Origin of the sequence: Paenirhizobium daejeonense (assembly GCF_014280875.1) — a bacterium.
GTDB classification, from domain to species: Bacteria; Pseudomonadota; Alphaproteobacteria; order Rhizobiales; family Rhizobiaceae; genus Allorhizobium; species Allorhizobium daejeonense.
The window spans coordinates 1-14,201 of sequence record NZ_JACLAL010000001.1 but is presented as its reverse complement, the minus strand read 5'-3'; the positions used below and the strand labels follow the sequence as shown (position 1 = coordinate 14,201).

The 14,201-nt window shown below is 60.5% G+C and carries 12 protein-coding genes and 1 pseudogene; 3 read left to right on the top strand and 10 right to left on the bottom strand.

What is annotated here, in order from left to right; translation table 11 throughout:
• Positions 1–174: 174 nt before the first annotated feature.
• Entirely contained in the window at positions 175–609 is a 435-nt protein-coding gene (locus H4I99_RS00065) for a hypothetical protein (protein ID WP_163903474.1), read from the top strand.
• 22 nt (positions 610–631) lie between these two features.
• On the opposite strand, the gene H4I99_RS00060 is transcribed toward H4I99_RS00065, so the two are convergent.
• The 8 genes from H4I99_RS00060 to H4I99_RS00025 all read right to left on the bottom strand — a co-directional run bounded on the left by H4I99_RS00060 (position 632) and on the right by H4I99_RS00025 (position 10,012).
• A complete protein-coding gene (locus tag H4I99_RS00060; RefSeq protein WP_163903472.1) occupies positions 632–1,963 on the bottom strand; it encodes a DUF2778 domain-containing protein in 1,332 nt (443 codons plus the stop codon).
• A gap of 255 nt (positions 1,964–2,218) precedes the next feature.
• Positions 2,219–2,920, bottom strand: coding sequence for an SDR family oxidoreductase (locus tag H4I99_RS00055; protein ID WP_163903470.1), 702 nt, complete (start codon positions 2,918–2,920; stop codon positions 2,219–2,221).
• Between the two features lie 147 nt (positions 2,921–3,067).
• Positions 3,068–3,424 (bottom strand): hypothetical protein, encoded by a 357-nt coding sequence (locus H4I99_RS00050; protein ID WP_163903468.1) that lies wholly within the window; start codon positions 3,422–3,424, stop codon positions 3,068–3,070.
• Positions 3,425–3,603: 179 nt separating this feature from the next.
• Complete coding sequence (locus H4I99_RS00045; RefSeq protein ID WP_163903466.1) at positions 3,604–4,692, bottom strand: ABC transporter ATP-binding protein; 1,089 nt, start codon at positions 4,690–4,692, stop codon at positions 3,604–3,606.
• A gap of 15 nt (positions 4,693–4,707) precedes the next feature.
• Positions 4,708–6,363: a beta-galactosidase BglA gene (gene bglA, locus H4I99_RS00040; RefSeq protein ID WP_163903464.1), complete on the bottom strand. Its 1,656-nt coding sequence runs from the start codon at positions 6,361–6,363 to the stop codon at positions 4,708–4,710.
• A gap of 51 nt (positions 6,364–6,414) precedes the next feature.
• Positions 6,415–7,563: a carbohydrate ABC transporter permease gene (locus tag H4I99_RS00035; RefSeq protein WP_163903463.1), complete on the bottom strand. Its 1,149-nt coding sequence runs from the start codon at positions 7,561–7,563 to the stop codon at positions 6,415–6,417.
• Between the two features lies 1 nt (position 7,564).
• Positions 7,565–8,575 (bottom strand): carbohydrate ABC transporter permease, encoded by a 1,011-nt coding sequence (locus H4I99_RS00030; RefSeq protein WP_163903462.1) that lies wholly within the window; start codon positions 8,573–8,575, stop codon positions 7,565–7,567.
• Between the two features lie 78 nt (positions 8,576–8,653).
• A complete protein-coding gene (locus H4I99_RS00025) occupies positions 8,654–10,012 on the bottom strand; it encodes an ABC transporter substrate-binding protein (protein ID WP_163903461.1) in 1,359 nt (452 codons plus the stop codon).
• Between the two features lie 293 nt (positions 10,013–10,305).
• Here H4I99_RS00025 and H4I99_RS00020 point away from each other — a divergent pair, with 293 nt between their 5' ends.
• Positions 10,306–11,331 (top strand): LacI family DNA-binding transcriptional regulator, encoded by a 1,026-nt coding sequence (locus H4I99_RS00020; RefSeq protein ID WP_163903460.1) that lies wholly within the window; start codon positions 10,306–10,308, stop codon positions 11,329–11,331.
• 57 nt (positions 11,332–11,388) lie between these two features.
• Here H4I99_RS00020 and folD read toward each other — a convergent pair whose 3' ends face one another.
• Positions 11,389–12,288, bottom strand: a complete 900-nt coding sequence (gene folD, locus H4I99_RS00015) for a bifunctional methylenetetrahydrofolate dehydrogenase/methenyltetrahydrofolate cyclohydrolase FolD (protein WP_163903459.1) — start codon at positions 12,286–12,288, stop codon at positions 11,389–11,391.
• A 223-nt stretch (positions 12,289–12,511) separates the two neighbouring features.
• A complete protein-coding gene (locus H4I99_RS00010; protein WP_163903458.1) occupies positions 12,512–13,336 on the bottom strand; it encodes a WecB/TagA/CpsF family glycosyltransferase in 825 nt (274 codons plus the stop codon).
• A gap of 658 nt (positions 13,337–13,994) precedes the next feature.
• Between H4I99_RS00010 and H4I99_RS00005 the strand changes: the two are divergent.
• Positions 13,995–14,201: pseudogene (locus tag H4I99_RS00005) on the top strand (DNA-binding response regulator); the annotation flags it as partial.

The following is a 14,201-nucleotide window of genomic DNA, read 5'->3' as shown; positions in this document are numbered from 1 at the left end:
ATCCGCGCAGAGAGACCGAGTTCGTCCGGAAAAACACACCGAACGGGGCGCCGGAAGGTGTCACTTATTTTTACTTTACGAGGCAGCTTCCAGCGCCCCGACCGACCCTTCCGCAGGGAGGGACATCGAAATCCAGCACGACACGGGGCCTCCGGCTCGCGTGAAGGAGAAGTCATGCGCAGCGACAAGAACCAGAACGACAGAAGCGATAATGATGAGGGCGCCGTCCGGCGAACCCATGAACTCTGGCGGACGGACGTGCATGAGCGGGAGGTTCGTCTGGCCGCGACGCTTGCCGCCGCTCCCTATCAGTGCCGCATTCGCAAGTGCCGTCGGGATGAGGGCTGCAGCGGGCCTATGGTGCCGAGCGCATATCAGGCCGTCGCCGTCGAGGCGCAGCGCATGCTCGGTTTTTCCGGAGACGCCGTTTCCCGACTGCCCCTGTGCCTGGCCGAGATCGACGAGGCGAGCTTTCGGCGCTGCATGACGCAGCTACCGTACCTCCGGGAACGACTGGGGCTGGTCAAGCTGCCCCGTTACGACAGGCGCCTGCGCGGACGCCCCTGGTCCCCATGCGATAAAGCCTCTGATGGTCCCGACAGATCGTGACGGTATGGCGGACCTCTCCGTCTCACATCATCGCAACGTATTTCGGCAGTTCCGTCATGCGCGGCACCACGATGAGTGTCTTGACCTCGCCCCGTTTGAAGGCATTCAGGAAGCGGTTGTAGTCCTCGAACACCACGCAGCCGGAGGAGTCGCCACGCGTGCGCAGCAGATAGGTGTGGGTGAGGAAGCCATCGCGGCCATACATCTTTGCGTCGCCGACCGGAGTCATGCGGATTGCTTCGATGCCGTGGAAACGGGCTTCGCGCATGCGCAGGCTATAGACGTTCGGCGGCGTGGGGCCGCGGTTCTTCATGTGCACGAAGCGCGGATCATCGCGCATCTGAGCGCGGCCGGAATGGGCCTCGAGCTTCTCGCCGTTCGGCATGTGAACAATGCCCGCGGAAATGTCATAGACGGCAACGCCCCTACCCGGCAGCTTCGGCTTGCGCGAGAAGAGCGACGGACGATCCTCCTCGTCATCCATGACGAGCGGGTTGCCGGGCTTTGCGTAAGCGAGCTCGACGGTCGCGGGTTTCTGCCTGCGGCCAGCCGGCTTGGCGGGAGACACGGCCGGCTGACCGGGCTTTGCCGTCGGCATCGGGCCGCCGTCAGGCAGTTCCTCATGATCGTTGATCGCGGGTTCGGAAAGCAATTCGACGAAGGGCTGTTCGCGAGGATCCACCCCCATCGGAACGACTTCCTTCGCCGGCATGGCCGCCGCATAGGCAAGCGCGGGACCAGTCGCAGCGGTGGCGGTGGCGGGCGCAATCGAAGCGGTCATGACCGGATCAGCGGCCTGTACTGTCTTTTGCTTCTCGGCTTCGGCAGCGGCAGCGAGCTGCAGAGCGGTACGCTCGGCAACGGCCGCCGCAAGATCGCGCCTCAAGCCATCGAGAGCCTGCGGGTTGCTTGCATAGTCAAAGCCGACGAGATCGAGCCGGTCCGACTTTTCGACCGATGCCAACTGCATGGAGGCCGGCAGCATGAGGAGGTCGACGTCGTCGGTATCCGCGATTGCGGCGGCGAGCCTCGCACGCGCCTCTTCCATGGCGGCGAAATTGATGGCGTTCGCAGTAACGGTCGCCCGCCTGTCCGACTTGCTATCCGTCCGCACTGCCGGAACAGGCGTGATCCGTGCGCTTTCAAGACGGATGGTGGATGTCGATGACGGACCGGAGGTGAACATGTGCACGGTCGCGATCGCAGCGGTGGCCCAGAGGCCAAGTGCGGCGCCGACGCCGATGATCGTCGGCCTGGACCAGGACTGTCGAGCCGACGACGTGCGGTTCGATGCACGGGGAGCACTGCCGCGCGGCGCAATGCCACGCGTGTCTGACTTGCCAGAGGACGCCATACTCTTACTCGCTACCAAAAACCTCACATCACCGGCGGCCGTCATGGCACACGCGGCGTTACACGTCCCGGACGAGGAACCGCCACCATTTCCTGCGGCCGTCCCGATCCCTGCCGGACATGCTAAACAATGAAGAAACTTGGTAACCAAGAGGTTTACGGCGCGCGAAATCTTGATGCATGCCGCAAAAGGCAACAAGAAGGCGGCGGCAGGATGCCGTCGCCTCGCGTTAATGAGCCGCAGGCGAGAGTATCCTCAAACCGCTCTCGTCAAGCCGCCATCGACGCGGATGTTCTGGCCGGTGATGTAACCCGCTCCCTCGGAAGCCAGGAAGGCAACTGTCGCGGCGATCTCCTCGGACTTGCCGTAGCGCTGCATCGGCACGCTTTCGCGACGCTCCTCCGTACCCGGCAGGCTGTCGATCCAGCCCGGCAGAACGTTGTTCATGCGGATGTTCTCTGGCGCGTAGGTATCGGCAAAGATCTTGGTGAAGGCAGCAAGCCCCGCCCGCGCCACGGCGGAGGTCGGGAACATCGCGCTCGGCTCGAAAGCCCAGGCAGTCGAGATATTGATGATGACGCCAGACTTCTGCTTCTGCATGACCGGCGTCACCAGCCGGGTCGGACGGATGACGTTGAGCAGATAGGTGTCGATGCCCTTGTGCCAGTCCTCGTCGGTGATTTCGAGGATCTGGGCGCGCGGACCATGGCCGGCACTGTTGACGAGCACGTCGATACGGCCAAAACGGGCAAGCGTTTCATCGACGAGACGCTTCAGGTCGTCATTGGACTGGTTGGAACCGGTGACGCCGAGACCGCCAAGCTCCTTGGCCAGCGCTTCGCCCTTGCCGGACGACGACAGGATGGCGACCTTGAAGCCATCGGCAGCAAGCCTTTTGGCGGCGGCGGCGCCCATGCCGCTTCCGCCGGCGGTGATGATTGCGACTTTATCCGACATGGCGATCTCCTTGCATCTGTCCGTGCGGGAGGATTCCGGTGTTCGTTCGGAAAGTCGAGTCAGAAAAGGCGAAGAGCGATCAAGAAAAGCGAAAGGCCGGCAGGGCTTCCATCCCGCCGGCCTTTCGCGAATAATGTCAGCAATGACTTACCAGGAACGGACGTCCATCACCTTGTCCTTGTGCGCCGGATGGGTGGAGAAGATGAAGATACGATCGAGTTCCTTCTGGTTGAGAAGACGCAGGAAACGGACTTCGGCGGTGTTGTTGGCAAAGACCTTCATCAGCAGGCAACCGATCTTGGTGATGCGGGCATCGGGAATATCGAGATAGAACTGCTGCGGGAGATTGTACTGGGTGAGAAGACCGATCACTGCCCCTGAAACAGAGATGCGGATGACGTCGCAACGGCGTGCCGCCATGTGCATCACGCCCTTCTCGGTATACTCGATCCGCGCGGCATTCATCGTGTCTTCCATCGGGAACCGCGCTTCGCGGTCATACATGAAAGACTCTTCACGTTTCAGGTAATTGGCACGCATTTCCGTCCCGCCTGGCTTTTCAGTTCTTGTTGGGAACAATCTAGCAGCCGGAATTTAACAGATGGTATTGAGAAAGGCTTGGAGTTGATCCCCAAAGAGGTTCCGTCGTCGACAGGGCAAACGGAACCTTACCTTTTTCCGGATCATTTTCGATAAGTATGACCGTCTGCGTTAAACAGATGCAACTTGGTCCGGTCGGCCGCAAACCGCAGGCGATCGCCCTTGCGGATCTCTACCGTGCCCGGCAGCTTGACCGTGATCGGTTCATCTTCGACGGGGCCATCGACATAGATCAGCGTGACTTCGCCGAGCTGCTCGACGATGGAAACCGTGCCCTCGAAAAGATAGTCGTCGCCTGTGACGATCGATATGTCTTCCGGGCGCACGCCGAAGCTAGCCTGCTTGCCGGCATCGGCCTCGGGCGTTGCGATATCGACGGCGAGAGACGTGCCGTCGAGCAGCTTGATCGTCGTCTGGCTGCCGCCGGTCGCGATGGTTGCCGGCATGATGTTCATCGCCGGAGAGCCGATGAAGCGGGCAACAAAAAGGTTGGCCGGACGATCGTAGAGTTCGAGCGGCGCGCCCACCTGTTCGATACGGCCAGCCGACAGCACGACGATGCGGTCGGCAAGCGTCATCGCTTCCACCTGATCGTGGGTAACGTAGATCATCGTGGTGTCGGGCATGCTCTCGTTGAGCTTGGCGATCTCAAGCCGGGTCGCGACACGAAGGGCGGCGTCGAGGTTCGACAGCGGCTCATCGAAGAGGAAGACCTTCGGATTGCGGCAGATCGCGCGGCCGATGGCCACACGCTGGCGCTGGCCGCCGGAAAGCGCCTTCGGCAGACGGTCGAGATAGGGCGTAAGCTGCAGGATCTCGGCCGCGTTCTTGACGCGGCGCTCGATCTCCTCGCGGCTTTCGCCGGCAATCCGCATGCCGAAGGCCATGTTGTCGTAGACCGTCATATGCGGATAGAGCGCATAGGACTGGAAGACCATGGCGATGCCGCGCCGGGAGGGCGGTACGTCGTTGACGACCTGTCCGTCGATGATCATCTCGCCGCCAGTGATATCTTCCAGCCCGGCGATCATGCGCAGCAATGTGGACTTACCGCAGCCAGAAGGACCGACGAAGACGACGAATTCGCCTTCGGCAATTTCCAGATCGATGCCGTGCAGGACTTTCACCTGCCCATAAGTCTTGCGGATGTCCTTCAGAACGAGGCCCGTCATTGTCTTCCTCCCCAATCAGGCCAGACGCGCGAAATATGCGCCCCAGGCCGGAAGCTCTACCTTGTTGTCTGCGATAGTGCTCGTAAAGCCATGCCCCTCCAGAGCCTGCCAGGCACCGACCGGAAGCACGGTGTTGGCGGGTTCCGCACTCATGTTGAAGACGCACAGAACCGTTTCGTTGCCAAGCGTGCGGCTATAAAGAAGTACACTGCCATCGACAGGATAGAAGGCGATGTCACCCTTGGCGAAGGCCGGATGTCCACGCCGGAAAGCGAGGAAGCGGCGATACTGCTCCAGGACGGAATCCTCCCTGCCCTGCTGGGTATCGACGGCCTTGATAACGTGCTCGACAGGAATCGGAAGCCAGGTCTTTTCGGCAGTGGAAAAGCCTGCCTTGGCCGCATGGCTGTCCCACACCATCGGGGTGCGGCAACCGTCGCGGCCCTTGAACTCAGGCCAGAACTGGATGCCGTAGGGATCCTGCAAATCCTCGAAGGCGATATCGGCTTCGGTGAGGCCCAGTTCCTCACCCTCGTAGATGCAGGCCGAGCCGCGCTGTGTCAGCAGAATGGCGGCGAGTTGCTTGGCGAATGCATCCTGATCGGCGACATCGGCTCCCCAACGGGTGACGTGACGCACGACATCGTGGTTGGAAAAGGCCCAGCAGGCCCAGCCTTCCGGCGCTGCCTTGGCGAAGTCCTGCTGCACCTCGGCGACGCGCGCCGGCGTCAGCGGATCGGGCGCCAGGAACTCGAAGGCATAGCACATCTGCATCTTATCATTGCCGGATGTGTATTCGCCGACGATCTCAAGACCACGCTGGCTGTCGCCGACCTCGCCGACAGCCGCAATCGCCGGAAACTCTTCGAGCACGGCGCGGAAGCGCTTCAGGAACTCAAGGTTCTCAGGACGGTTCTTGTCGTAGAGATGTTCCTGGAAGTTGTAGGGATTGACCGCCGGCGCCGTCGAGGCGTTGCGGCGTTCCGGAGCGAGCGCCGGGTTGTCGCGCAAGAGTTTGTCGTGGAAGTAGAAGTTGATGGTGTCGAGACGGAAACCATCGACCCCACGCTTCAGCCAGAAGCGCACCGCATCCAGAACCGCGTCCTGAACCTCGGGATTATGCAGGTTGAGATCCGGTTGCGAGGTCAGGAAGTTGTGCATGTAGTACTGCATGCGGGTCGGGTCCCAGTGCCATGCGGAACCACCGAAGATCGACAGCCAGTTGTTCGGAGGCGTGCCATCCGGCTTCGCATCGGCCCAGACATACCAGTCCGAACGCGGATTGCTCCGGCTCGACCGGCTCTCGACGAACCAGGGATGCTGATCGGATGTGTGGGAAATCACCAGGTCGATCATCACCCGGATACCTAGGCGATGAGCCTCGGCGATCAGGCCGTCGAAATCGGCAAGCGTACCGAACATCGGGTCGACGTCGACATAATTGGACACGTCGTAGCCGAAATCCTTCATCGGCGAGGTGAAGAAAGGCGAGATCCAGATCGCGTCGGCACCCAGTTCGGCGATGTGCGGCAGGCGGGCGGTGATGCCCTTGAGGTCACCAATGCCGTCACCGTTGGAATCCTGATAGGAGCGCGGATAGATCTGGTAAATCACGGCGCCGCGCCACCAATCCTTGTCGGGAGAAAGGGGCGATTGCACTAATGCGGTCATGCTCTTTCCTTATGCAAAAAACGAAGTGGTCGGGTTCTCAGAACTGCCACGTCAACCACCCTTAACCGAACCGGCCAGCAGGCCGCGGACGAGGTAGCGCTGGAGCGCGAAGAAGACGAGCAACGGCACGATGATGGTAATGAAGGCCGAGGCGGTGAGGATTTCCCACTTGCCGCCGCGCGAGCCGAGAAGGTTGACGAGACGGCCGGTCAGGACCAGTTCGTCATTGCCGGTTCCCAGGAAAACCATGGCGACCAGCAGGTCGTTCCAGGTCCAGAGGAACTGGAAGATGGCGAAGGACGCGAGCGCCGGATAGGACAGCGGCAGCACGATCTTCGTGAAGATTGTGAAATCCGAGGCACCGTCGACGCGAGCGGATTCCATAATTTCCCGCGGCAGGCCGGCGATATAGTTCCGCAGCAGATAGATCGCCAGCGGCAGGCCGAAGCCCATATGGGCGAGCCAGATGCCGAGATAGGTCTTGGACGGCACACCGAAGAACGCGCCGATGCCGTTATACATCTTCAGGAGCGGGATCAGCGACATCTGCAGCGGCACGACCAGCAGACCGACGATCACGGCGAGAATGAGCGACCGGCCGGGAAACGGCATCCACGCCAGCGCATAGGCAGCAAAGGCCGCAACCAGGATCGGGATGATGGTCGCGGGAATGGCGACCGTCAGCGAATTGATGAAGGACTGGCCGATGCCCTCCGCCATCAACACGTTGCGATAGTTTTCCAGCGTGAAGCGCGGCGGAATGGCGGCCGTGTAGAAGATGCGCTGGCCGCGCGTCCCCTCGAAAGCCTTGGGCGAGGTCAGCCGGAAATCGCCGTTCGCCTCGACCGTCAGCTTGACGTCGTCCTTCAGGTCGGCGGTAGCGCCGGCCTCGAAGGCTGCCGGGTCCTGGCTCGAATTGCCGAAGGTACTGACCGTTCCCTTTCCCCCCTCAAAGACGTTGCCTGATATGACGAAGGTGCCGTTTTCCTCGACCTGCTTATCCGCGGCGGGAGCACGATAGATCGCATTCTGGGTGGAGGTCGAAAGCGCCGTCCACCAACCGGAGGCGACGATTTGGTCCTTGTCGCGGATGGCCGAAATGAACAGGCCAGCCGTCGGCAGAGTCCAGAGGATCACAAGGAAAAGAACGGAAAGATGGACGAACCACGTCAGTGGCGAGCGAACACTGCCTTTATGCATCTCAGCGTCCTTCCATTTCCCGACGGGCGTTGCGGATGTTCCAGATCATGATCGGCACGACCATGATCATGATGACGACGGCAATCGAGGCGCCGCGACCGAAATCGCCGCCGCCACGGAACATCCAGTCGAACATCAGGTTCGCAAGCACCTGCGTCTGCCACTGGCCATTGGTCATCGCCAGCACGATATCGAAGACCTTGAGGACGAGAATGGTAATGGTCGTCCAGACGACGGCGATGGTGCCCCAGATCTGCGGCACCTTGATCTTGAGAAAAATCTGCCAGGGGTTGGCGCCATCGATCACGGCAGCCTCGATGGTTTCCTCCGGGATACCGCGAAGGGCCGCCGACAGGAGCACCATGGCAAAGCCGGTCTGTATCCAGATGAGGATGACCATGAGGAAGAAATTGTTCCAGAAGGGCAGCGTAATCCATATCTGCGGTTCGCCACCCAACGCCACGACAATCGCGTTCAGGATGCCGATCTGCTCCGAACCGGCGTCGCGATAGTCGTAGACGAACTTCCAGATGACCGATGCGCCGACGAAGGAAATCGCCATCGGCATGAAGATCAAGGATTTGGCGATATTGCCCCACCAGATGCGGTCGGTGAGCGCGGCGATGATCAGCCCGAACAGCGTGGAAGCCGCCGGCACGACGATCAACCACAGCATGTTGTTGAAAATCGACTGGCGAAATTCGGCATCGTGAAGCATCCAGCGATAGTTCGCGAGACCGACGAAAGTGGTGCCTGCCCGATCGAACAGGGAATAGGCCACAGACGAAAACACCGGATAGACCAGATAGATCGACAGCGACACGATAGCCGGGCCGAGGAACAGCCAGGGGCGAACGAGGCTCGCACGACGGATGTTTCGCGAGGCCTGTGCCGTATCGGCAAGCCTGGATGGAAAGATCAGATCAAGCAGCAGGTTGGAGCCATAGAAATAGCCGATCGCCCCGGCAATCCCGATCACGATCGTCAGCAGCGCGTACAGTAACTGTTGCAAAGACATCCCCTCCCGACGACAGCAAGGCTGACGATGCCGCCCGTTACGGCGGCGGCATCGTCATGGCTTGTTTGACGGTTACTTCAGGCCGTCCCAGGCCTTCTGGATACCGGCGGCGACATCGGCAGCGGACTTGCCGCCGGTGTAGTCGACCATGCCCGTCCAGAACGCGCCGGCACCGATCTTGCCGGGCATCAGGTCGGACCCATCGAAGCGGAAGGTCGTGGCTCCGAGTAGAATGTCACCCTGCTTGCGCATCGGTGCGTTGGCATAAGCGTCCATGTTCACCGCCTTGTACGGCGTGAGGAAGCTGGACTGCGCCATCCAGAGTTCATGTGCGATCGGCGTCTTCAGGAAGTCGATGAAGGCGCGGGCAGCCGGCGTGTCCTTGGTGATCATGGCAAGCGTGCCGGCGCCGAGAACCGGATTGCCGAGTTCCTTCTTGCTTTCATAGGGAGGCATGTAGAAGAAATCGGCATCCTGCCCAACGACCGTGCCTTCCGGGAAGAAAGACGGGATGAAGGACGCCTGATGATGCAGGTAGCACTTCGGCGGGGAGGTGAAGAGGCCCTTCGGGCTATCGCGGAAGTCGGTGGAGGCAACGCCCGCCGCACCACCGTCGACGAACTTGTCGTTCTTGGCGAACCAGCCGAATTCCTCGATGGCCCCGATAACGGCCGGATCGTCGAACTTGATCTCGTTTGTTACCCACTTGTCGTAGACGTCGGCGGACTGGGTGCGCAACATCATGTCCTCAACCCAGTCGGTCGCCGGCCAGCCGGTCGCACCGCCGGAACCGAGACCGATGCACCATGGCGTGCCGCCATCGGCGACGATCTTCTCGGTCAGGGCCTTGAGTTCCTCCATGGTTTTGGGAACTTCATAGCCTGCGTCCTCGAAGTTTTCAGGCACGTACCAGACCAGCGACTTCACATCGATCTTGTAGGGGAAGGCATAGATGGCGGCCTTGCCATCCTTGCCCTTATAGGTGGAAAGGTCCACCCAGGACTGGCCGGCGGCATAGTTCTGCAGCAGCCAATCCTTGTTTTCCTCGCCGAGCGGCACGAGGTAACCCTTGGTGGCGAGATCGGCGATGAGGCCCGGCTGCGGCAGGATCGCGACATCCGGCGGGCTACCGGCCTGGGTGTCGATGACGATCTGCTGCTCATAGTTTTCGGAGGAGGAATACTTCACATTAATGCCGGTGGCATCCTGAAAGTAGGCGAGAACGCTTTCGAAAAGAGCCTGGTCCTCGCCGCGCCAAGGCCCGAAAATCGTCACCGACTGACCCGCCATGGCATGGGACTTCTTGAATTCCTCTAGGCTTGCCCAGTTGAATTTCGAATCCTCACCGGGCTTGAATTTCAGCTCCGCAGCGCCTGCGGCTCCTGCAAAGAGCGCGACCGCCGCGACAGTCATCAAAAATGTTTTCTTCATGTGAATACCTCCCTCCACACAACCGGCGAACAAGGCCGCCTTATTCGCCGCAGCTTTCTCTCAAAGCGCTTTGGCGCTGAAGTCATCCCACCGACGGCAAAGGGGAGTCAAGCACATTTCGACTTCTGCCGCAAATCGCCGCAACGTCTACGAGCAAAATGCCCGTGGGGTATCTGGCCCTTCCATTTTCCTGTTTCGGCCCATTGCCGGGACTGCTAGAAAAATGAAAGCGCTTTGGTCTGCAGGTGGAGGAAACGCCCGGCAGGACAGGGTCGCAGGGAGGTCAGCATATCGTGAATCTGAAACAATTGTCCGAGCTTCTCGGCCTATCGCAAACGACGATCAGCCGAGCGATAAACGGCTATCCGGAAGTCAACGAAGAGACGCGAAAACGCGTATTGAAGGCGGCGCAGGAGACCGGTTACAGACCGAATCGCGCAGCGCAGCGTCTCGCAACCGGCAAAGCCGGCTCGATCGGGCTGGTTCTGCCGACGGCTCCTGGACATTATTCCGACGTCCATTTCGGCGAATTCCAGAGCGGCCTGGCGGAAGAAGCACTTCGCCACGACTTCCATTTCGTCATCACGCCATCGCATCCGCGCGATGAGGAGCAGGCAATCCGCTGGCTGGTAGCAAGTGGTAGCGTCGATGGCTACTACCTCGCCTACATGCGCGAAAACGATCCCCGCATCGCCATGGCGAAGTCGCTCGCGGTGCCGTTCATCGTACATGGCCGGTCCCACGGCCTGCCCCTCGACTATCCGTATCTCGACGTCGACAACGAGGGAGCGTTCCGCGATGCGGCAGAGCTTCTGCTGCGGCTCGGACACCACCGCTTCGCACTGCTCAACGGCCCGGAAGATTTTGATTTCGCCCTCAGGCGCAAACTCGGGACGATGGCGGCACTCCGGGAAAAGGGGCTCGAACTCGCTCCGTCGCATATGCGTCACACCGTGATGACGGACGAATTCGGCTATCGCGGCATGGCCGAACTGCTGGAACTGCCGGAGCGGCCGACAGCGGTTCTCTGCGCCAGTACGGTTCTGGCACTGGGCGCGGTGAGGGCAATCAACAAGGCGGGCCTGAAACTCGGCGAGGACATCTCGCTGATCGCCCATGATGATGTGTTGCCACTGTTGAAACCGGAAAACTTCACCGTGCCGCTGACGACCACGCGCTCTTCTCTGAGGGCCGCCGGCATCAGGATCGCCCAGCGGTTGATCGCGGCGATCAACCGAACGCAACCTCAACCGCCGGAACACGAACTCTGGAAAACCGATCTGGTGATCCGTGCGTCAACTGGCCCGGCGCCGCAATAATGGCACCGCATCTGAGGGCCTGCGGACACGACGCAGGCCCGTCAAGGTCTGACCGCGTCAGAACTTCGGAGCCTGACGGCCTGCCGCGCGATAGGCGGCAATCACGGTATTGGCCATCAGCATGGCGATGGTCATCGGGCCGACACCGCCCGGAACCGGCGAAATCGCGGCCGCAACCGGTGCGCACTCCGCAAAATCGACATCGCCGACCAACTTGTTCTTGCCTTCGCCCTTTTCCGGGGCGGGAACGCGGTTGATACCGACATCGATCACGGTTGCACCCGGCTTTACCCAGTCAGCCTTCACCATTTCGGCGCGGCCGACGGCGGCGACGAGGATGTCGGCACCGCGTGCAATGCCGGCGAGATCGCGGCTACGGGAATGGGCAATGGTGACGGTGGCGTTGGCGTTCAGCAGCAATTGCGCCATCGGTTTGCCGAACAGGTTGGAGCGGCCGATCACCAGCGCGTTGAGGCCGGAGAGATCGTTACCGTGGATCTGCCTCACCAAGATCATCGCACCGGCGGGCGTGCAGGAGACGAGACCGGTTTCCATATCGCCGGTGGCGAGCTTGCCGGCATTGACCACATGCAGGCCGTCGACATCCTTTTCCGGCAGGATCGACTGGATCACCGCATCGGAATTCAGATGCTTAGGCAGGGGCAGCTGAACGAGAATGCCGTCGATTTCCGGATCGGCATTGAGTTCGGCGACCAGCGCCATCAGCGTCTCCTGGCTGGTCTCTTCGGGAAGCGTGTGCTGCACGGACTTGAAGCCGCACTGCTTTGCCATCTTGCCCTTGGAGTTCACATAAGCGTGGCTTGCCGGATCATCCCCGACAATCACCACGGCCAGACCCGGCTTGCGACCCGCCTCGGCCTCGAGTTTCTCGGCCGCGTCCTTCACCGCTGCGACAACCGATGCGGCTGCCTGCTTGCCATCAATCACCGTCGTCACGATAGCATCCTCTTGCTTGCGTTCCGGCCAATCTAGGCAAAGCATATCGCCCGGATTTGCCTGTCCCCGCCCTATGCTGTCAAAATACGGCAATTTGCAAGGGGCAAGAGAGCACCAGCGACACTAAAGCGTATCGCGGTCCAGCAGTCGCTCCGTACGCTTTGAATCCTTTTTATCGCATGTCATTGCCGCAAAACCGCTGCACACTTTTGCGCGACCTGCTTCAGGCCTTGCCACCACGCGCCGGATGCTGAGGACGTGTAGACTTGCCGCCGGCGGCATTGCGCTCGGAAAGCTTGTAGCGAAGCACATTATAGAGGAAGACAGGAATCCCGAGAACGTAACGACGCCAGAGGCGTTCGGGCTCGAGCCAGAGGCGGTAGGCCCACTCCAGACGCAAGCTTCGCAGCACGGAGGGGGCGCGCGGAACGCGCCCCGAAGCGAAGTCGAAGAGGGCACCGACGCTCATGACGACCCGGGCATGTCTGGTCTGGATATTGCGATCCACCCACTTTTCCTGAAGCGGCGTGCCCATGCCGACGAGCAGAATATCCAACTTCTCCGCATCCAGCGCCGCCAGAACCTCCGAACTGTCCTCCTTGTCGAAGAAGCCATCGGAGATCGGGACAAACCTGTGCCATGGGGCGTGCCGCTGGAAACCTGCCGTCGCCGCGTCGAGTACTTCCGGCGAACCGCCGAGCAGACCGATACGTCTGGGGGTAACCATATATGTGAGCAGCGCCGGCACGAAGTCCGTGCCATTCAGGTTGGCCACGAACTTTTCGCCATTCAGCATGTGAGACGCGATGTCGAGGCCGACGCCATCCGGCAGTACGACCGAACGCCCCAGGACATCGCGGAAACTCCGGTCGGAAAGCATGATATTGGCATTATTGGCATTCAGGAACGTAATATGGGTTTGCCCCATCGGCAGGCTTGCCAGTTCATTGACGAAGGACAGAGCGCCGTCCCAGGTCAGGTCGTAGACCGGGCAGCCAAAGATCGGCAGGCGCGGCGCCAAAAGGGAAAATGTCGGCGACGGGTTCATGCCACCCTCCTTGCGGCGAGGACGCAGGAAAGTGCTCCCACCGAGCCGGCAGGCAGGAACGGAAGGAAGCCCGGTAAAGATCGGATGAGCACTGAGGACCGCATGACGCCACGTAATACGAGAAACGATGAGGCAGTCTTAGCAGGCCGGACTGAAGGTCAGTTTAAACTTACCGTTAAGATTCGGGAGGCCGGATTAACCATTCATTGAGGACGCTCTGCGCAGCACCGTCGGCAGTCCCATCCGACGGAAGTCCGTCCTTCCGTCAACCCGCCCTCGCCTATGGGCAGTCCGAACACTATACGCGTGATCGCCAATCTTGTGGCGACGGGCTACGGGAAGTGGACGTCGGCTGCGGCTTCATTCTGCCGGAATGCGCAACCTTAAGGGGAATCGGGCGTCATCACCCTCGCGATCCGATGAATCCGGCAGGATTTGGGCAGGCGATATCAATCAATATCTCATTTGCCTCATTTAACGTTTTCCCCAAGGAAAATTGTATCAAGATTGACCATAACCCACTAAATCTAGTGCAAATCGGCTGACTATGGTTAATCAATTATTAATTAATCCCCGCAACTTTCCACCATTGTCTCCGATTCCTCCGATTCGTACTCCTTGTGCAATCGAGGCACTACACTGATTCGGAGGCGGACGAATGATCGTAGTAGTTGACGAGCGACAGCTCGTGACGGAGGGATACACATCCCTCTTCGGAAGAGAAGGCATTCCATCGACCGGGTTCGACCCCGTCGAATTCGGCGAATGGGTCAATACGGCCGCTGACGCCGACATCGCGGCCATCGAGGCGTTCCTCATCGGCCAGAGCGACGAGAGCTTCGCCCTGCCAAGGGCCATTCGCGAT